At 62.9% G+C, this 16,876-nt stretch carries 17 protein-coding genes and 1 pseudogene; 15 read left to right on the top strand and 3 right to left on the bottom strand.

What is annotated here, in order from left to right:
- Positions 1-19: 19 nt before the first annotated feature.
- From adhP to FE851_RS22835, 10 genes and pseudogenes are all read left to right on the top strand, one after another.
- Positions 20-1,045, top strand: a complete 1,026-nt coding sequence (gene adhP, locus FE851_RS22880) for an alcohol dehydrogenase AdhP (RefSeq protein WP_145206782.1) — start codon at positions 20-22, stop codon at positions 1,043-1,045.
- 25 nt (positions 1,046-1,070) lie between these two features.
- Positions 1,071-2,777 (top strand): copper resistance system multicopper oxidase, encoded by a 1,707-nt coding sequence (locus FE851_RS22875; protein WP_062343367.1) that lies wholly within the window; start codon positions 1,071-1,073, stop codon positions 2,775-2,777.
- Positions 2,774-3,760 carry a copper resistance protein B gene (locus tag FE851_RS22870; protein ID WP_186378968.1) on the top strand — a complete coding sequence of 329 codons (987 nt, stop codon included), beginning with the start codon at positions 2,774-2,776 and terminating at the stop codon, positions 3,758-3,760. Before FE851_RS22875 ends, FE851_RS22870 begins: the two co-directional genes overlap by 4 nt.
- Positions 3,754-4,995, top strand: a complete 1,242-nt coding sequence (locus FE851_RS22865) for an MFS transporter (RefSeq protein WP_066969879.1) — start codon at positions 3,754-3,756, stop codon at positions 4,993-4,995. Before FE851_RS22870 ends, FE851_RS22865 begins: the two co-directional genes overlap by 7 nt.
- 79 nt (positions 4,996-5,074) lie before the next feature.
- Positions 5,075-5,512, top strand: coding sequence for a DUF411 domain-containing protein (locus FE851_RS22860; protein ID WP_007683347.1), 438 nt, complete (start codon positions 5,075-5,077; stop codon positions 5,510-5,512).
- A gap of 383 nt (positions 5,513-5,895) precedes the next feature.
- Positions 5,896-6,159 (top strand): type II toxin-antitoxin system RelB/DinJ family antitoxin, encoded by a 264-nt coding sequence (locus tag FE851_RS22855; protein ID WP_004212689.1) that lies wholly within the window; start codon positions 5,896-5,898, stop codon positions 6,157-6,159.
- A complete protein-coding gene (locus FE851_RS22850; protein ID WP_004212690.1) occupies positions 6,146-6,427 on the top strand; it encodes a type II toxin-antitoxin system YafQ family toxin in 282 nt (93 codons plus the stop codon). The genes FE851_RS22855 and FE851_RS22850 overlap by 14 nt, the downstream gene beginning before the upstream one ends.
- Positions 6,428-6,828: 401 nt before the next feature.
- A pseudogene (locus FE851_RS22845) lies at positions 6,829-7,523 on the top strand (Mu transposase domain-containing protein); the annotation flags it as partial.
- On the top strand, positions 7,510-8,238 hold the full coding sequence (gene istB, locus FE851_RS22840; protein WP_025549137.1) for an IS21-like element helper ATPase IstB: 729 nt from the start codon (positions 7,510-7,512) through the stop codon (positions 8,236-8,238). The pseudogene FE851_RS22845 and the gene istB, both read left to right, overlap by 14 nt.
- 171 nt (positions 8,239-8,409) lie before the next feature.
- Positions 8,410-8,868 carry a TonB-dependent receptor domain-containing protein gene (locus tag FE851_RS22835; protein ID WP_186378967.1) on the top strand — a complete coding sequence of 153 codons (459 nt, stop codon included), beginning with the start codon at positions 8,410-8,412 and terminating at the stop codon, positions 8,866-8,868.
- A gap of 709 nt (positions 8,869-9,577) precedes the next feature.
- Here the strand turns inward: FE851_RS22835 and FE851_RS22830 are convergent.
- From FE851_RS22830 to FE851_RS22820, 3 genes are all read right to left on the bottom strand, one after another.
- Positions 9,578-11,845: a nitric-oxide reductase large subunit gene (locus FE851_RS22830; protein ID WP_025549136.1), complete on the bottom strand. Its 2,268-nt coding sequence runs from the start codon at positions 11,843-11,845 to the stop codon at positions 9,578-9,580.
- Positions 11,846-11,923: 78 nt separating this feature from the next.
- Positions 11,924-12,388, bottom strand: coding sequence for a cupin domain-containing protein (locus FE851_RS22825; RefSeq protein ID WP_004212697.1), 465 nt, complete (start codon positions 12,386-12,388; stop codon positions 11,924-11,926).
- A gap of 257 nt (positions 12,389-12,645) precedes the next feature.
- A complete protein-coding gene (locus FE851_RS22820) occupies positions 12,646-13,104 on the bottom strand; it encodes an Rrf2 family transcriptional regulator (RefSeq protein WP_004212699.1) in 459 nt (152 codons plus the stop codon).
- 109 nt (positions 13,105-13,213) lie between these two features.
- Here FE851_RS22820 and FE851_RS22815 point away from each other — a divergent pair, with 109 nt between their 5' ends.
- The 5 genes from FE851_RS22815 (at position 13,214) to FE851_RS27050 (ending at position 16,683) form a co-directional block, all read left to right on the top strand.
- Positions 13,214-13,651: a group III truncated hemoglobin gene (locus FE851_RS22815; RefSeq protein WP_004212701.1), complete on the top strand. Its 438-nt coding sequence runs from the start codon at positions 13,214-13,216 to the stop codon at positions 13,649-13,651.
- A complete protein-coding gene (locus FE851_RS22810) occupies positions 13,644-13,919 on the top strand; it encodes a DUF1971 domain-containing protein (RefSeq protein WP_004212703.1) in 276 nt (91 codons plus the stop codon). Before FE851_RS22815 ends, FE851_RS22810 begins: the two co-directional genes overlap by 8 nt.
- A gap of 40 nt (positions 13,920-13,959) precedes the next feature.
- Entirely contained in the window at positions 13,960-15,171 is a 1,212-nt protein-coding gene (gene hmpA / locus FE851_RS22805) for an NO-inducible flavohemoprotein (protein ID WP_004212704.1), read from the top strand.
- Positions 15,172-15,183: 12 nt separating this feature from the next.
- Complete coding sequence (locus tag FE851_RS22800) at positions 15,184-15,645, top strand: hypothetical protein (RefSeq protein WP_004212706.1); 462 nt, start codon at positions 15,184-15,186, stop codon at positions 15,643-15,645.
- A gap of 282 nt (positions 15,646-15,927) precedes the next feature.
- A complete protein-coding gene (locus FE851_RS27050; RefSeq protein WP_236614761.1) occupies positions 15,928-16,683 on the top strand; it encodes a YbaY family lipoprotein in 756 nt (251 codons plus the stop codon).
- Positions 16,684-16,876 lie beyond the last annotated feature (193 nt).

Raw genomic sequence — 16,876 nt, 5'->3', positions numbered from 1 at the left:
CTCAAAAGGAGAAACGGACATGGCGAAAACCATGAAGGCGGCGGTCGTCCGCGAATTCGGCAAGCCCCTGGTCATCGAGGACGCGCCGATCCCGACGGTCGGCCCCGGGCAGATCCTGGTCAAGATTGCGGCAACCGGCGTGTGCCATACCGACCTGCACGCGGCAGAAGGGGACTGGCCGGTCAAACCCAACCCGCCCTTCATTCCTGGCCATGAAGGCGTCGGGCATGTCGCCGCCGTCGGTGCGGGCGTCACCCATGTGAAGGAAGGCGACCGGGTCGGTGTGCCCTGGCTCTACACCGCCTGCGGGCATTGCGTGCATTGCCTGGGTGGCTGGGAGACGCTTTGCCACGAACAGCAGAACACCGGCTATTCGGTCAATGGCAGCTTTGCCGAATATGTCCTCGCCGATCCCAACTATGTTGGTCACCTTCCCGACAATGTCGACTTCCTCGACATTGCGCCGATCCTCTGCGCGGGCGTCACCGTCTACAAGGGATTGAAGGCCACCGAGGCCCGACCCGGCGAGTGGGTGGTCGTCTCAGGGATCGGCGGGCTCGGCCCCATGGCGGTGCAATATGCCCGTGCCATGGGTCTCAATGTGGCCGCGGTCGACATCGACGATAGCAAGCTCGACCTCGCTACACGCCTTGGCGCCACACTGACGGTCAACGCGCACAGCGAGGACCCTTCGGCAGCGCTCAAGAAGGCGATAGGCGGCGCGCACGGAGCGCTCGTCACCGCCGTTTCGCCCAAGGCGTTCCAGCAGGCGCTCGGCATGGTCCGGCGCGGCGGCACGGTCGCGCTCAATGGTCTGCCGCCGGGCGACTTCCCGCTGTCGATCTTCGACACCGTGCTGAACGGCATTACCGTGCGAGGCTCGATCGTCGGCACGCGGCTCGATCTGCTCGAGGCACTGGCGTTCGCCGGCGACGGCAAGGTCAAGGCCACGGTCCATGCAGACAAGCTGGAGAACATCAACGACGTCTTCTCCCGCATGCACCATGGCGACATCGAGGGCCGGATCGTCCTCGACCTCGCCTGAACCCGACTTCGCGAAAGTACAGTTCATGTCTCCCTTACATATCCGGCCGATCGCACGGCGCCGTTTCGTCCAGGGGCTGGCGATCGGCGGCGCGGTTGCCGGCTTCGCCCCGGCGCTTCTCGCGCGATCCGCCCCAGTCTCGCCCGCCGAGCTTAGCGGGACCGAGTTCGACCTCGAGATCGCCGAGCTGCCAGTCAACTTCACCGGCAAACGCCGTATCGCGACCGCCGTGAACGGCAGCGTGCCCGCGCCGGTCCTGCGCCTGCGCGAAGGCGACACGGTCACGCTCCGTGTGCGCAACGGCCTCAAGGAGATGTCGAGCATCCATTGGCACGGCATCATCGTGCCGGCGGAGATGGACGGCGTGCCCGGCATCAGCTTTGCCGGCATCGCGCCGGGCGAGACCTTCACCTATCGCTTCGAGGTCCGCCAGAGCGGAACCTACTGGTATCACGCTCACACGCTCGCCGAGCAGACGGGACTCTATGGAGCGATCATCGTGGAGCCGAAACAGGCGCCGGCGGCGCGGGCGCCCGATCGCGACTATTGCATCGTGCTCAGCGACTGGTCGGACGAGCCGCCGCTGCAGATCTTCCTCAATCTCAAGAAGCAGAGCAGCTACTATAATTTTGCGCAGCCGACCGCCGGCGATTTCCTCAAGGATGTCGGCACCATGGGCTTGGGCAAGGCGCTCGAGCGGCGGCGGATGTGGAACAGCTCGCGGATGAACCCGACCGACTACAGCGATGTCTCTGCCGCGACCTACACCTATCTGATGAACGGCGCGCCGCCCGCCGGCAACTGGACCGGTATCGCCGCGCCCGGCGAGCGCGTGCGCCTGCGCTTCGTCGGCGCGGGGACGGCGACGTTCTTCGACGTGCGGATCCCCGGGGTCGAGCTGACGGTCGTATCGACCGACGGGCAGCCGGTCGAGCCGGTCACGGTCGAGGAATTCCGGATCGGCCCGGGCGAGACCTACGACGTCGAGTTCACCATGCCCGAGGGCGGCGCCCGCACCATCTTCGCGCAGGCGATCGATCGGAGCGGCTATGCGCGTGGCACGATCGCACCGGCCCCGGGCATGGCGGCAGCCGTGCCGCCGCTCGATGCCCGGACCTGGCTCGAGCCGGTCGACATGATGGGCGCGATGGCGACGATGGGCGCAATGGGAGGCGACGCGCATGCCGGGCACGGCATGACCGAGATGCCGGCCAGGGCACGGCACGCCCGCACCGAATATGGCGCCAATACCGACATGCGCGTCGACTATCCGCGCACCAATCTCGACGATCCCGGCGCCGGGCTGCGCGGGCGCGGCTGGCGCGTGCTGACGCTGGCCGATCTGCGCACGCCGGGCGGCGATCCCGACCCGCGCGAGCCCGAGCGCGACATCGAGCTGCATCTGACGGGCAATATGGAACGGTTCATCTGGTCGCTCGACGGCATCAAGCTCAACGATTCCCGGCCGCTGCATTTCAAGCCGAACGAGCGGCTGCGCGTCACCTTCGTCAACGACACGATGATGGCGCATCCGATGCATCTGCACGGCATGTGGAGCGATGTCGAAGGCCCGGACGGCGCCTTCCAGGTCCGCAAGCATACGGTCGTGGTCCAGCCCGCCCAGCGGGTGAGCTTCCGCGTCACCGCCGACGCCATGGGCCGATGGGCCTTCCACTGCCATCTGCTCTATCACATGGCGGCCGGCATGTTCCGGGAGGTGGTGGTCGCATGATCCGGATTATCCCCTCGCGCGGCATTGCTCTTGGCGTTGCCCTCTTCCTGGCGCCGGCGATCACGGCTCCCGCCCTCGCGCAGGATGCCTTGCCCCCGTCGCCCGCCGCCACCCCTGCCCAAACGGCCACTCCCGATCCAAACTCACCTGCCGCGCAAGGCTCTCAGGAGCATGCGGGCATGGACATGCCGGGCATGGATATGACCGACACGAAGGCGTCCGGTAACGGCGCCACGATGGACATGGGCTCGATGCAGGGTGGCAAGGCCCCGCCGGACGCGCGCAACTCGGACGATTATGCCGACGGCTATCGCAACTCGACGCTGCCGGGCTATGAGATGGCCGACAAGCTCTCGATCCCCAAGATACTTGTGGATGAGCTCGAGTTCACCAGCGGCAACGAGGGTCAGGGCGTGGGCTGGACCGTGCTCGTCACCAAGGGTCAGGACAATGACAAGCTCTGGCTGCGCAGCCAGGGGCTCAAGAACTCCCGCGACCAACGTCTCGATCCGGAGAGCAGCGTCGAGGCGCTGTGGTGGCACAGCAAGAACCCGTTCTGGGGCACGCTGCTCGGGGTCAGGCAGGATCTCGGCAAGGGTGCGACCACCTGGCTCGCCGCCGGCGTCGAGGGACTGGCGCCCTATTGGTTCGACGTCCAGCTCACCGGCTATGTAGGAACCGATGGGCGTCTCGCGGCGCGCGCCAAGGCCTCCTATGAGGTCCTGTTCACCAATCGGTTGATCCTTACGCCGCAGGTGGAAACCAATATCTATTCGAAGCGGTCGAGCGATCGGCAGCTCGGCAGCGGCTTCAGCAATGTCGAGCTGAGCGGACGGTTGCGCTACGAGGTGTCGCGCAAGTTCGCGCCCTATATCGGCTTCGTCTGGGAGCGCGCATTTGACGGCACGGCCGATTTCCGTCGCCTGCGCAGGGAAGGGCCTTCCGAACACAGGCTGGTGATCGGCTTGCGCGCCTGGTGGTGATCCGCGGATGGCCACTCGAGGGATCGACCGCGAACGCGCCGCGTGACAAGGCTGGATCGCAAGCCAACGGTCGCTGGCCGGCCTCCTTTTTCGTCTTGTTGCTCGCGGCGGCTGCGGCGTCGGCGGGACAGACGGCCATTCTCGCCTTCCTTCCGGCACTGGTCGACCCGGCTCGTGGCGCGCTATCGTCAAGCGCTCATGATTTTCACGTCGCGAGCCTGACCGCGGTCCATCCCCTGGCAGCCTTGCTGGCGGCGCCGCTCTGGGGCTGGATCGCGGACCGGGTCGACTATCGGGCGATGTTGCGCGCAGCGCTGGTCATCCTCGCGCTGGTGACCGCGCCGATCGGCCTCGTCGGGTTGCCTGAGCTTTATGCATTGCGTCTGGTGGCGGGGATGGCGTCGGCCGCCATCATACCGTTGGGCTTGCTCTGCGCGAGCTTTGCCGCAAGCGGGCGCGCGGACCAGGCGCGCCGCTTCACCTGGCTGACCGCCTTCGTGTTTCTGGGCGATCTCGCCGGTCCGCTGGTGGCGGAGGTCTCGGCCGCGATCCTGCCCCGCGCTCCCCTCATGATCCTCGCTCTCGGCATCGGTGCCGTCGGGGCGGCGCTTTGCGCCGTGCGTCTGCCGCGCTGGTGTGCACCTTGCATCGATGGCGGAGACCTGCCCGCGCCGACGCTCGGCGCGACGCTGATCCTGCTTTTCGTCACGATCGTCGCGGGCGGCGGGCTGGCGGCGATGCATGTCAATCTCCTGGTGACGCGGAGCGTCATTTCGCTGAGCCGCGAAGAGATCGCCTGGATGCTCAGTCTCTGCGGATTGGGCATGCTGGCAGCACAGATCTTCCATGCGAGGCTCGATTGGCTGGTGACCATGCCGAGGCGGCTTGCGGGGCTGACGCTCGGCCTGCTGGCTGCGGCGCTTTTCCTGTTCCCTGTCGCCGCGAGCATGGCCGAACTCAGTGGGATCATCGTTGCTGCCGGCTGGAGCTCGGCAACCCTTCGATTGGTCACCAGCTTCTGGATCAGCGGCGGCGGGGCCCCTTCAGGCGTGAAGCTCGGTTTCCAGCATTCCGCCGCCAGCATCGGGCAGGCGCTCGCGCCGCTGGCGATAGCCATCGTCGCTCCCGGGGCGCAGCCGCTCGTTCTGTGGGGGATTGGTGGTCTATCGCTAGCGCTGCTTGTGTCCCTGCCGCTAGCCTGGAGGCCGCCCGCCATCGTAAAATCATCTGCGTGATGAGGGGAGGGGCGCATTGATGCGTATAGAAAAGAAGGGGCCTCTGCCCCATGCTTATCGTTCTTCCGGGAGTCATTTCATGAAGACCCGCCTATTCGTCGCCTTGCTGTTCCTCGCCATGCCCGGCGTAGCGCTTGCGGCCAGTGATATCGTCGTCCACCGGGATCCGGGATGTGGATGTTGCGAGAAGTGGGCGCAGGCCGTGCGCGCGAAGCTGGGACGCAAGGTCGTCATGCGTGACGATGCGTCGCGCAGCGAGCTTCAGCGCAAGGCCGGCATGCCCCGGACGCTGGCATCTTGCCACAGCGCGATCGTCGATGGCTATATGATCGAGGGCCATGTCCCGATATCCGACGTCAAGCGCTTGCTGGCGACCCGTCCTGCGGGCGTCAAAGGCATTGCGGTTGCGGGGATGCCGATCGGTTCGGAGGGCATGGAAGTGGCAGGCGCTGCCCGCCAACCCTATACGGTGGTGGCCTTCGGCAGCGCCGGTCAGCGAATTTTCGCCCGCCATTGATATCGCGCGGTTTGCAGCATCCTGCAGAATTGCCCGGTGGTAGAGGACCCCGCTGTCGAGTGTAGAACCTTGTGTCAAGCGAGCTGATGGCGTCCCTACCCCTACCTACACTGAAAAAGCAACGATTTGTCTTGTAAGTTGTTCGCGGTCGTCTCCCTGATTTGCCTGAATTTGGCCCAAAATGTGGAACGATTGTGGGACCGTTTGCCCACCGAAAGTGTGAGAACGGCCCCAACATTCCCGATCAGGGCCCCGAACCGATGGCACTCACAGCATTGAAGGTGAAAAACGCGAAGCCCGGTCGCCATGTCGATAGCCGGGGCTTTGCCTGATTGCACTTTGCGTTCGCTTGCATTACATCGTCATGCAGAAAGGAAATCGACATGGCCGCAAACGCTCTTGTGCAGACCCGGATCGACGGAGCGGTGAAGGAGGAAGCCGCGACCGTGCTGGCTGCTATGGGGCTGACCGTCTCCGATGCCGTGCGCCTGATGCTGACCCGCGTTGCCCGCGACAAGGCCTTGCCGTTTGAACCGCTGGTGCCCAATGCCGAGACGATCGAGGCCATGAAGGAAGCGCGCGAGGGAAAGGGCAAGCGGTTCGCCACGGTGGTCGACCTGATGGCCGACCTCAATGCGGACGATTGAACGCTTCGGGCGGTTCAAGCGCGACTACAAGCGGGAGAAGAAGGGGCAGCACGCCAAGACGCTGGACGCTGACCTGATCCCGATCATCGAGGCGCTGGCATCCGACGAGCCGCTTGAACCGCGCCACCGCGACCATGCGCTGACCGGCGACTGGCGCGACCATCGCGATTGCCACATAAAGCCCGACCTCGTGCTGATTTACCGCAAGCCCGATGACGACACCTTGCAGCTTGTGCGCTTGGGATCGCACGCGGAATTGGGTTGGTGACGCCCGCGCATGGCGAGCTTATACGTTTGTCGGGTATGTCAGCCAGAGGCACGATTACGGGTTAGGTGTGATCAGCGAGCATCCGATGCCAACAAGCTTTTGCAGAAGACATCAATCGCAGAGATGCATTCGGCAGGCGCTGCTTGAAACAAAAATGAGGGCCATAAATCACTTTCACCCTCAAATTCTGACAAATTTGCCGTTAGTTCACGACTGGTGAGCGAGAAATGAGCCGATCGCGTTGGGCTTGAAGAGCCGACCGCTCGCTCCACCGTCGTGACCCCTACGTTGATGACCGGCGGATGCTGGCCCGGTAGACGATGCTGCCGAGAGCGACGACGACGCCCATGATGGCAAAAGATTCCATGCTCGAATGGCTCAAAAGCCAGATCGTGAGAAGGAAGGCGGAGTGCCGGCGCTGGGCCGAGCACCACACCCATCCCGAGCGCGGCGATATCACCGTGGCCTAGGCGCTGGAGATGGAGCGGCCTGTCCTGCAGCCGATCCTGGCGCCCTTCGATGGCTTCCATGAGAGCGAGCATGCCGTCACCGGCACCTGCCTCATCAGCTTCGACCGCAACCGCTACTCGGTCATGTCCAGGGCGGCGCGGCGCACGGTGCAGGTGCGCGCCTATGCGGGCCGGATCGTCATCCGCTGCGGCGAAGAGATCGTCGGGGAACATGAGCGTCACTTCGGGCGGAACCGCACCATTTACGATCCCTGGCATTATCTGCCGGTTCTGGCCCACAAGCCCGGTGCCCTGCGCAACGGCGCGCCGTTCCAGGACTGGGAGTTGCCGCCATCCCTCCATCGCCTGCGACGCAGGCTGGGGCACGGGGATGAGGCGGATCGCAGGTTCGTGCGGGTGCTCTCGGCCGTGCTCACCGATGGCTGGAGCAGGTCGAGGCGGCGGTGCGCGAAGCGCTGGCGAGCGGAACGGTCAGCGACGACCTGATCCTCAACATCCTCTCCCGTCGCCGCGAGCCGGCGACGCCCCATAGCATCGTCACTTCGGAAGACCGGATGCTGAGTCACCCGCCGATCGCCGACTGTGCCAGCTATGACCGACTGCGAGGCTATGATGCAGCGGCATGAGATGATCGACACAATGCGCGGCCTGGGCCTCAAGGGCATGGTGGCCGCGTTCGACGAGGCCGTCACCACCGGCCTCCAGCGCCAGCGCACCACCATGGAGATCCTGACCGATCTGCTCCGCGCGGAAGCCACCCATCGCGACGCCGCCTCGATCCGATATCGCATGACGGCCGCGCGGCTGCCGGTGGTGAAGGACCTGGAGCGGTTCAGCTTCGAAGGGACGCCGATCAACGAGGGACTGATCCGCTCCCTGCATGATGGCTCCTTCCTACCGGCGCGTCGCAACATCGTGCTCGTCGGCGGCACGGGCACCGGCAAGACCCACCTCGCCATCGCGATTACCGCCAACGTCGTGCGCAAAGGGGCTCGGGCACGATACTTCAACACCGTCGATCTGGTGACACGCCTCGAAGAGGAGGCCCGGATCGGCAAGGGCGGGACCCTGGCGGGACAGCTCTCACGGCTCGACCTGGTGGTGCTCGATGAGTTGGGATATCTGCCGTTCGCGCGCTCTGGTGGCCAGCTCCTGTTCCACCTGATCAGCAAGCTCTACGAACGCACCAGCGTCGTTATCACGACCAACCTCGCCTTCGGCGAATGGCCTACCGTGTTCGGGGATCCCAAAATGACCACGGCTCTGCTCGACCGCGTCACTCATCACTGCGATATCGTCGAGACCGGCAACGACAGCTGGCGCTTCAAAAACCGCAGTTAGCCGCCACTCTCACCCCAGCTTCAAAACGAACTTGCGCTGTGTACGCCTCCGGCCGGGCTACGCCCGACCTCCGCCGCACACAGCGCAGGGCATCAACCCTCCGCTCAATCTCGAAAAGGGGGTCCCCCTTCAACGCCTATACGGGGTCCCGTTTGCGCGCCGTTTGACAAAGTGAATGGCAGACTGCCGATCACCCCGGCATTGCTGCTGACCGCGAATTATACCTACACCGATTCCGTCCGGAAGGGTGGCGGCGAGCCCGCTTTCGACGGCAGTTCGCTTGACGGAACGCCGCTCGACAAGACGCCCAGGCACATGGCCAACGTTCGCCTGGACTGGCAAGCGACCGAGCAGATCGCGGCCTATGTGCTCGGCTACTACTCGGGCAAGCAGACTTTCAGCGGGTTCCGCAACGGCGCGCTCAACACCCGCACCCGTGAAGGGAGCACGACCTTCGATGTCGGCATCAATTTCACGATCAATGAGAATTTCGCGCTGAGGGCGGCGGTGCTCAACGTCACCGACAAGATCGTGCCGGTCGATGACCGCGGCCGGTTTGATGGTCTCGACGGCCACTGGATGCTCGATGAAGGGCGCCGCTTCTGGGGCACGGCAACGATCAGCTTCTGATCGAGCAGGCCGGCCTTCTGCCTTCGCGTTCGAATATTCGCTGAATGCAGAGAGTCGGCCCCTTTTCATCCATGGATCCCGATTCAAGAAACGTTTCTAAAGTCAGAATTCAGTGATCAGTGGATTCGATCTCCGTAAGGAGCGGGGTGGGAGCACATAACCCTGACCGGCGAAGAATATCGCTGGCCAAAATTCTTAGCGTAGGATTTGGTCCCCTCCTGGAAACGCACCATGATCGCCATGTGCGGCATCGAGCGCGTCAGTCGCATTTGCGCCCGATGCCAACTGTCATGGATCCGTCCAAGCTGGTGACGGGGCGCGAAACGGCGCGGCAGTTTTTGCCCTTGCGGGGACGCCGGAGGGCTTTGCGCTCAGAGGCTGTCATGCACACCTGTTCATACAGCCATTATCGGCAAAAGCTTGCCCATCGACGCGCACGCGGCGCCGGTAACGGGATTGGTACCGAGACTTTTCCTCCGGCGATAGCGACTGGAATGAACAGTCCCGTGAGCCGGGCGGCATCTGAGCAATCGCGGGCGAGGATAGAGCAGCCATCGACCCGGCTGCCAGACCTGCGAACAGAAGTTTGGTGCGCATGGACAAAAGGTTCACCGAAACTCGCATCCAAGTGTGGCGTTTGTCGACAGAACGTGGCTAGCCCACGAGCAAGGGTTGGCTGGGACTGCGCGGCATCGGACTCCTCGATCGATCACTGTGCAATTTGCGCCTCGCTGTCGTCAGACCGGGGTCTGAGCCAAAGACTGGCGACAAACCAGGCGAGCGCTACCGCCCCGGCAGAAAAGACGATATCTCCAGGAACCCTCAGCCACACCAGCAGATCGACCACCGGTTGCTGCATGAACTCGGCCGAGCGAGCGTACCAGTAGCCCTTGTCAATCGCGGCGGTCAGCTGAAGCGTACCAAGTGGCAGCAAGGTCAGGAGCGCCATCAACGCAAGGCCGATGTTGAAGCACCAAAAGCTCGTCTTCAGCACGCCTTCGTTCCAGATCAGGTTCGGCAACATGCCACGCAGGCAGAACAGGACGAGCCCGACGCCCAACATGCCGTATACGCCGAACAATGCGGTGTGTCCGTGCAGCGGCGTCAGATTGAGACCCTGCATGTAATAGAGCGACAGCGGCGGATTGATGAGGAAGCCGAACAGGCCTGCTCCGACGAGATTCCAGAAGGATACCGCCAGGAAGAACATGACGGGCCATTTATAACGCTGCATCCAGGGTGTCGCGCTGCTCAGCTTCCAGTGTTCATAAGCTTCGAAGCCAATATAGGCGAGCGGCACGACCTCGAGCGCTGAGAAGCTCGCGCCAAGCGCCAGCACCGCGATCGAGGTTCCCGCGAAGTAGAGATGGTGCAACGTTCCCAGCACTCCGCCTGCCATGAAGATGATCGTGGCAAACAAGACGGCGACCGTGGCGGTGGGTGTCGGAATGAGGCCGAGGCGCGTGAAGAGGAAGGCGATGACCGCGGTGGCGAACACCTCGAAAAAGCCTTCGACCCACAGATGGACCACCCACCAACGCCAATATTCAATCATGGAGAGCGCTGTATGCTCATTCCAGAACAGCCCGGCACCGTAGAAGAGTCCGATGGCTACGGCGGATAGGAAAAACAGCATCGTGATGTGGCGGGATTCGGACTTCTCTTTGAGCGCAGGCCAGAGCGCCCGGCCGACGAGCACAAGCCAGAGCATCAGGCCGATGAAGAGAAACCACTGCCAGAAGCGCCCCATATCGACATATTCCCAGCCCTGGTGTCCGAACCAGAAGTTCCTCTCCAGTCCCAGTTTCTGCATCACCGCGAGCCATTGCCCGGCAAAGGAGCCCACGACGATAATCAGGAGGCAGGCCCAGAGGATGTTGGCACCCAGAGCCTGGAACCTCGGTTCATGGCCCGAGATCGCAGGAGCTATGTAGAGGCCCGTTCCCAGCCAGGCTGTCGCGATCCACAGCACGGCAAGCTGCGTGTGCCAGGTGCGGGTGATCGAATAAGGCAGGATCTCGGCCGCTTCATAGCCATAAACCAGCTGCCCCTCGACCTGATAGTGGGCCGTCATTGCACCCAGCATGATCTGCGCGAGAAACAGTGCGAGAACGACCCAGAAATATTTGGCTGTCGCCCGCATCGAAGGCGTCACCGCGATCTCGCGCAGCGGATCTTTCGCGGGGAGGTCGTGCTCCTTCTCCCTTCGTCCGTGCGTCACCGCATGGTGCCAACCCAACAGCGCGATGCCGGCAAGCAGGAAGGTGACGCTGAAGGCCGACCAGATGAATGTACTTGATGGTGGGCGATTCCCGACCAGCGGCTCGCTCGGCCAGTTGTTCGTATACGTTGTCGTCCGCCCTTGTCGTTCCGTTGTGGCCGCCCAGGCCGTCCACCAGAAGAAGGAGGTCATGGCGGCTCGGTGCCCTGCGTCGGGGACCGTATCGTTCTTCATGGCATAGTTTTCGCGCAGCTCGGCCGTGGCGGGGTCGTTGCCGAACAGATTGACGTAGTGCTTTGCCACCCGCTCGATTGCCACCGCGCGATCGTTGCTGATCGTGATGGTATCCGTGCTCGCTTCAAACGTGTTTCGGCGCATTTCCGTTTGCAGCCGCCGCTGGAGGAGCGCCTTGTGTTCCTCGTTTAAACTCTCAAAGGCGCCGCCCAGATCCCGCTGTGCCCAGAGATCGAGAAGTGCCAGTGATTCCCGGTGCAACCAGTCGGCTGACCAATCGGGCGCTACGTAGCCGCCGTGTCCCCAGATCGAGCCCAGTTGCATGCCGCCCATAGATTGCCAGACCTGGCGGCCACGCTGCATCTCGGCACGGGTGAAGACGGTTTCGCCGTTTGCGGTCACGACCTTGGCGGGAAGCGGCGGCGCCTGAATGCTGATGTCGCGGCCAACCAGAAGCAGGACGGCAAAAGAGACTGCCAGCAATGATAGAAGCCAAATCCAGAGCTGACGTGTTCGATCCATGGTTCTCCCCTATGGGCTACGAGGCGGTACAGCAAAGCGACTAGCGCGCTGCGCGCCGTGCCATCATGCCGCCCGTGATCAATTCTTCCTGGGGGCAGGCTGATCCGATTGAACGACCGGACCGCCTTCCGCTTCCCACCGGTCGACACAGTCGCAATCGTCATAGGCATCGACCGCCAAGGTCTCGGCGCCGGCTTTTGCCTGTGATCCTTCTACAGGCGGAAAGAGGATCGTCAGAAGCAGCACAGAGTTTTCCGCGCCCTTGACCGAGTGCGGCGCGCCTCCTTCGAGATAGACCCACTGGTTACGCCGCAGTTCGATCGAGCTTGCGCTGAGCTCGACTTTCACATGGCCCTCGAGGCAATGCAGCATGATGCTGCCCGGCACCTGATGCTGGCGCATTTCGGTGCCGCTCGGGATCACCAGCCGGATGGTTTCGAAATGGTCCGCCTTCACGATCGCTGTGGAATGTTCTTCATGTGTCGTCACGTTCTCGGGCAAGAGATCGACGACTTCTCCGGGCGCTGCGTGGTGAAGGGCCATATCGTTCAATTCCTTTCCGTGTTCGTGGTTTTATGATTGGAGCAAGACGGGCAAGCGGACTGCCGCGTGCGGTCCGGCTTGGAGCGTCCAGCGCGCAATACCTTTACCCATCGCGCGCCGATTTGGAGTCCTGCGGCGATCCATGACCGCGACGCGCGGCGACGACCGTCAAAGGGAGCGGGATCGACCGGTTCACCACATTCTGGACAGAACATGTCACGTTCCTCCTTTTCGGCTTCGATGCGCCAAGACGTCAATCATCCATCTGGCGCCGCAGGGGTTTCGAACCGATCGGCCGCGTTACGCTCGAAGAGCGACGCGAGATCTCGCCGCTTCGTCAGCAGGTCGGCAAGCGTATAGCGGTCAAGTACCGCCAGGAACGCGCCGAGCGCCTCCTTCAGCACGCCCGTCAGCCCACATGCAGGCGCGACCACGCATCCGCCGCAGTCAACGAGATCGAAGCCGTCCTCGGTCTGGCGTATGAGTGCGCCGATGTTGATCTCTTCGGGCGGCCGCCCCAGGCGGATGCCGCCCGACCGTCCACGCACACTCTCCACATCACCACTGCGTGCGAGTTGGTTCACCACCTTCATCAAGTGATTCTGCGAGATTCCGTAGGCCTGCGCGACCTCACCGATCGAGCACAGGCGGTCAGGCCGCGCGCCCAGATAGAGCAGCACGCGCATCGAATAGTCGGTGAACAGGGTCAGTTTCATGGGGCGTTCCCACTCTCTTCCTCAGCTCGTCGCATTAAGATGTATTCATCTTGCATGTTTTCAGGGAAAAGTATAGATGCATTCCGGATACATGATTGGAGTCGGGCGAATGACCGAGCTGGAACTGAAGGATGAGGCGCTCAAGCAGCTTGTCGACGCCTTCTACGCGCGCGTTCGCGCAGATGCCGACCTGGGGCCGATTTTCAACGACGCGATCGATGACTGGCCGGAACATCTCGAAAAGCTGGCGGCGTTCTGGTCATCCGTCATGCTCGCCAGTGGCCGATACAAGGGCCAGCCCGTGCCAGCGCACCTGAAGCACAGGTCGAGGATAACGCCAGCGCTTTTCGACCGCTGGCTCGCGCTGTGGGACTGTACGACAAACGAGATGATGGCGCCCGACGCAGCTGCGGCTCTGCAGGCGAAAGCGAAGCGGATTGCCGAGAGCCTGCAGCTTGCCATGTTTTTTCGGCTCGATCGGCCAAGCGTCGCTGACGGCGAGGCCGGGTCCATTCATTGCGAACGGCGAGTACCCACCCATGCCTGACATTCTACCCTATCGTTCGACGCCGGTGTTCGATCAGGACACGCTCCCGGCCGCCCTGCGGGCACGCCATGATACCAAGGCGGGTGTCTGGGGTTTGATCCGCGTTCTGGAGGGTGAGCTTCGGCTGACCTATCTCGATCCACCGTCGGAGGTTGTCCTGACGCCCGAACGGCCCGGATTGATCTTGCCGCAGCAGCCGCACTTCGTGACGCCCATCGGCGCCATGAAAATGCGGGTCGATTTCTATGATCAGCCGCCCGGCGCCTGATCGCCGGGAAACTCGAATCCCTTCCAACAAGGAGAAGTTTATGTCGCAGCCCCTCAGCGATCAGACCATCGCGCTCGTCAAGGCGACGGTCCCCGCGCTCGAAGCGCATGGTCTGGATATCGTGCATGAAATGTATTCCAGGATGTTCCAGAACCCGGACATTCGCGATCTTTTCAACCAGTCGCATCATGGTGACGCCGGTTCGCAGCCGCGCGCGCTCACCGGCGCCATTCTCGCCTATGCCAGCAATATCGACAATCTCGGCGCGCTGGCTCCCGCGGTCGAGCGCATCGCGCAAAAGCATGTCGGTCTCCAGATACTGCCGGAGCACTATCCGCACGTCGCCGAAGCACTGCTCGGTGCGATCAAGGCGGTGCTGGGCGATGCGGCGACCGACGAAATCCTCGGGGCCTGGGGGGAAGCTTACTGGTTTCTCGCCAATATCCTGATCGCGCGGGAACAGCGCGTCTACACCGAACAGAAGGACGCGGCCGGCGGCTGGAACGGCTGGCGCGATTTCCGCGTCGAAGACGTTGTGCGCGAAAGCAGCGTCATCAATTCCTTTGTCCTTCGCCCCGTCGACGGCGGCCCCGTCATGCGCCACAAGCCGGGCCAGTATCTTACCTTCTGGCTCGAAATTCCCGGACATCCGCCGGTCAAGCGCAACTACTCGATTTCGGCCGCCGCCAATGGCGAAACCTATCGCATTTCGGTCAAGCGCGAGCCGCAAGGGCTCGCGTCGGGCTGGTTGCACGACGAGGCGAAACCCGGGACGATCCTGAAGGTGGCCGCGCCTGCTGGCGAATTCTTCCTCGCCGATCATGTCGAACGGCCGGTCGTACTGCTGTCGGGCGGCGTGGGCCTGACGCCGATGGTGGCGATGCTCGAAGCCCTCGTTCAGAACGGCGCCGAAGTGCCGGTTCATTACATCCACGGCACGCATGACCGCGACACCCATGCGATGCGCGACCATGTCCGCGCTGTGGCGAGCCATGGCCAATCGATCGCGATCACCGATTTTCACCAGACCCCGCTCGAGGATGAAACAGAGGGCAGCGACTACGATGTGGCCGGCATAATTACCGATGAATGGTTGGTCGCCAGCACACCGGTCGCACAAGCGGACTATTACATCTGCGGGCCGCGTCCGTTCCTGCGTCATGCGGTCTCGACCCTGTCGCTGGCGGGTGTGCCGTCGGACAGGATCCACTATGAGTTCTTCGGCCCGGCCGACGAACTGCTCGCGGCCTGAGGGAGCGGAGGCATGGACGACATCATCCTGGCCCGGGCCGTTCATGTCCTGGCGGTCCTTGTCTGGATCGGCGGCGTGGCGTTCGTGACGCTTGTGGTGATGCCGTCCGTGCGCGCCGCCAATCCGCCGGCGGAGCGGCTGGCGGCCTTTCATCGACTGGAGGGGCGCTTTGCGGCGCAGGCGCGCATCTGGGTGCTATTGGCAGGACTGAGCGGCTTCTGGATGATCTATCGCGCGCAGATGTGGGACCGCTTTTTCGATCTTCGCTTCTGGTGGATGCATGCGATGGTAGGGCTGTGGGCCGTGTTCGCCGCGATGCTTTTCGTGATCGAGCCGCTGTTTCTCCACCGCCGAATGATGACATCGGTCAAGCCCGCCGCAGATTTTGCCCGAATGGAGACACTTCACCGAATATTGCTGGGTATCGCGGCTGTCACGGTTCTCGGCGCAGTGGCGGGAAGCCACGGGTTCTAGACTGCGCTTTTCGTGTGGTTCCAAAATTCAGTGGCTGTCTCCCAAGAGGGGATCAGATATCCGCCGGGGCCGCCCGCGCCAATCCAGCCCAATCTTCCGCCCGCCATCGGACGTTCGTGGTTCGGAACCATCCTATGCGAAGTCGATTCCCACAGGACTGCCGCTCGAAGCCCTCCCATTATTGCCGATGCCATGGGTTCCGCCTGACCTGCTCTCTTCCGCTCCAATCGCACAGCAAAGTGAAACGCCATGTTCAACAAGCCATTCACAGCCGTACTGGCGATGACCATGCTCGCGCTCGGCGGCTGCGCGACAGGCGCGCGATACGTCGATCCCCAAGCCCCCATTGCGGAGCTGAGAGACAAGGTCGTAACCGGCAACGCATCCTATCGACAGCGCATCGCTCTGCCCGCCCGCGCGAAATTCAACGTGAGACTGCTGGACGTTTCGCGCGCCGATGCGAGATCGGTGATCATTGCCAAGGAAACGCGCGAGACAGCAGGGCAGCAGGTTCCTTTGCCATTTTCGATTAGGGTGAAGGAACAGGACTTGAAGACCAACATGCGTTACGCAGTCCGTGCGACGATTACCGATCCCGAGGGCAACCCGATATGGACCACGGATACGGTTCATTCGGTCGATCCCACGCGGTTCGAGCAGGATCTGGGGACGCTCAATATGGTTCGCGTTGGTGACCGCCCGGCGGCTTCAGGCTTGATCGGCCCGCAATTCAAGGTGGAGGACATCAATCAGACCGGTCTGATCGACAAATCCAATGTGACGGTGCAGTTTTCGCAAGACGGCCGAGTGAGCGGATCGGCCGGCTGCAACAGGTTCACCGGCGACTATTCGATCGAGGAACAGTCGCTTCGGATCGGACCGCTCGCCGTGACGCGCCGGGCTTGCGTGCCGGCGCTCGGGAACCAGGAAACCAGGTTCCTGGCCATTCTGCAGGATGTGACCTCATGGTCCGTCAACAGCAATGGGTCAGTGCTCTTCCGTGCCGACGACGGACGATACCTGGCGGCGATACGCTGATTCGACCGCAGTATGCTGAAGAGCGGCTGCCGCTCAGTCCTGACCGATCGGAGACGGAGGTCGAGCCAGTCTTGGACACAGGCTTAACGGTCCAAGAGCTTGATCGGCAAAAGTCCATTGCGCCGTCGCCAAACACAGGTTCAAATTCGGCCGCGATGCGTGGCGAGCGACGCTGACCACTGATTTTTTGGTG

The organism is Sphingobium sp. B2 (assembly GCF_007693735.1).
GTDB lineage: Bacteria > Pseudomonadota > Alphaproteobacteria > Sphingomonadales > Sphingomonadaceae > Sphingobium > Sphingobium xenophagum.
The sequence above is the reverse complement of the archived record's forward strand: the minus strand, read 5'-3'. Positions and strand labels throughout refer to the sequence as shown.

What these genes read in the sequence shown, in the direction of transcription:
- adhP (WP_145206782.1), top strand. Translation starts at nt 20, where the DNA reads ATGGCGAAAACCATGAAGGCGGCGGTCGTCCGCGAATTCGGCAAGCCC.
- FE851_RS22875 (WP_062343367.1), top strand. Translation starts at nt 1,071, where the DNA reads ATGTCTCCCTTACATATCCGGCCGATCGCACGGCGCCGTTTCGTCCAG.
- FE851_RS22870 (WP_186378968.1), top strand. Translation starts at nt 2,774, where the DNA reads ATGATCCGGATTATCCCCTCGCGCGGCATTGCTCTTGGCGTTGCCCTC.
- FE851_RS22860 (WP_007683347.1), top strand. Translation starts at nt 5,075, where the DNA reads ATGAAGACCCGCCTATTCGTCGCCTTGCTGTTCCTCGCCATGCCCGGC.
- FE851_RS22855 (WP_004212689.1), top strand. Translation starts at nt 5,896, where the DNA reads ATGGCCGCAAACGCTCTTGTGCAGACCCGGATCGACGGAGCGGTGAAG.
- FE851_RS22850 (WP_004212690.1), top strand. Translation starts at nt 6,146, where the DNA reads ATGCGGACGATTGAACGCTTCGGGCGGTTCAAGCGCGACTACAAGCGG.
- istB (WP_025549137.1), top strand. Translation starts at nt 7,510, where the DNA reads ATGCAGCGGCATGAGATGATCGACACAATGCGCGGCCTGGGCCTCAAG.
- FE851_RS22830 (WP_025549136.1), bottom strand. Translation starts at nt 11,845, where the DNA reads ATGGATCGAACACGTCAGCTCTGGATTTGGCTTCTATCATTGCTGGCA.
- FE851_RS22825 (WP_004212697.1), bottom strand. Translation starts at nt 12,388, where the DNA reads ATGGCCCTTCACCACGCAGCGCCCGGAGAAGTCGTCGATCTCTTGCCC.
- FE851_RS22820 (WP_004212699.1), bottom strand. Translation starts at nt 13,104, where the DNA reads ATGAAACTGACCCTGTTCACCGACTATTCGATGCGCGTGCTGCTCTAT.
- FE851_RS22815 (WP_004212701.1), top strand. Translation starts at nt 13,214, where the DNA reads ATGACCGAGCTGGAACTGAAGGATGAGGCGCTCAAGCAGCTTGTCGAC.
- FE851_RS22810 (WP_004212703.1), top strand. Translation starts at nt 13,644, where the DNA reads ATGCCTGACATTCTACCCTATCGTTCGACGCCGGTGTTCGATCAGGAC.
- hmpA (WP_004212704.1), top strand. Translation starts at nt 13,960, where the DNA reads ATGTCGCAGCCCCTCAGCGATCAGACCATCGCGCTCGTCAAGGCGACG.
- FE851_RS22800 (WP_004212706.1), top strand. Translation starts at nt 15,184, where the DNA reads ATGGACGACATCATCCTGGCCCGGGCCGTTCATGTCCTGGCGGTCCTT.
- FE851_RS27050 (WP_236614761.1), top strand. Translation starts at nt 15,928, where the DNA reads ATGACCATGCTCGCGCTCGGCGGCTGCGCGACAGGCGCGCGATACGTC.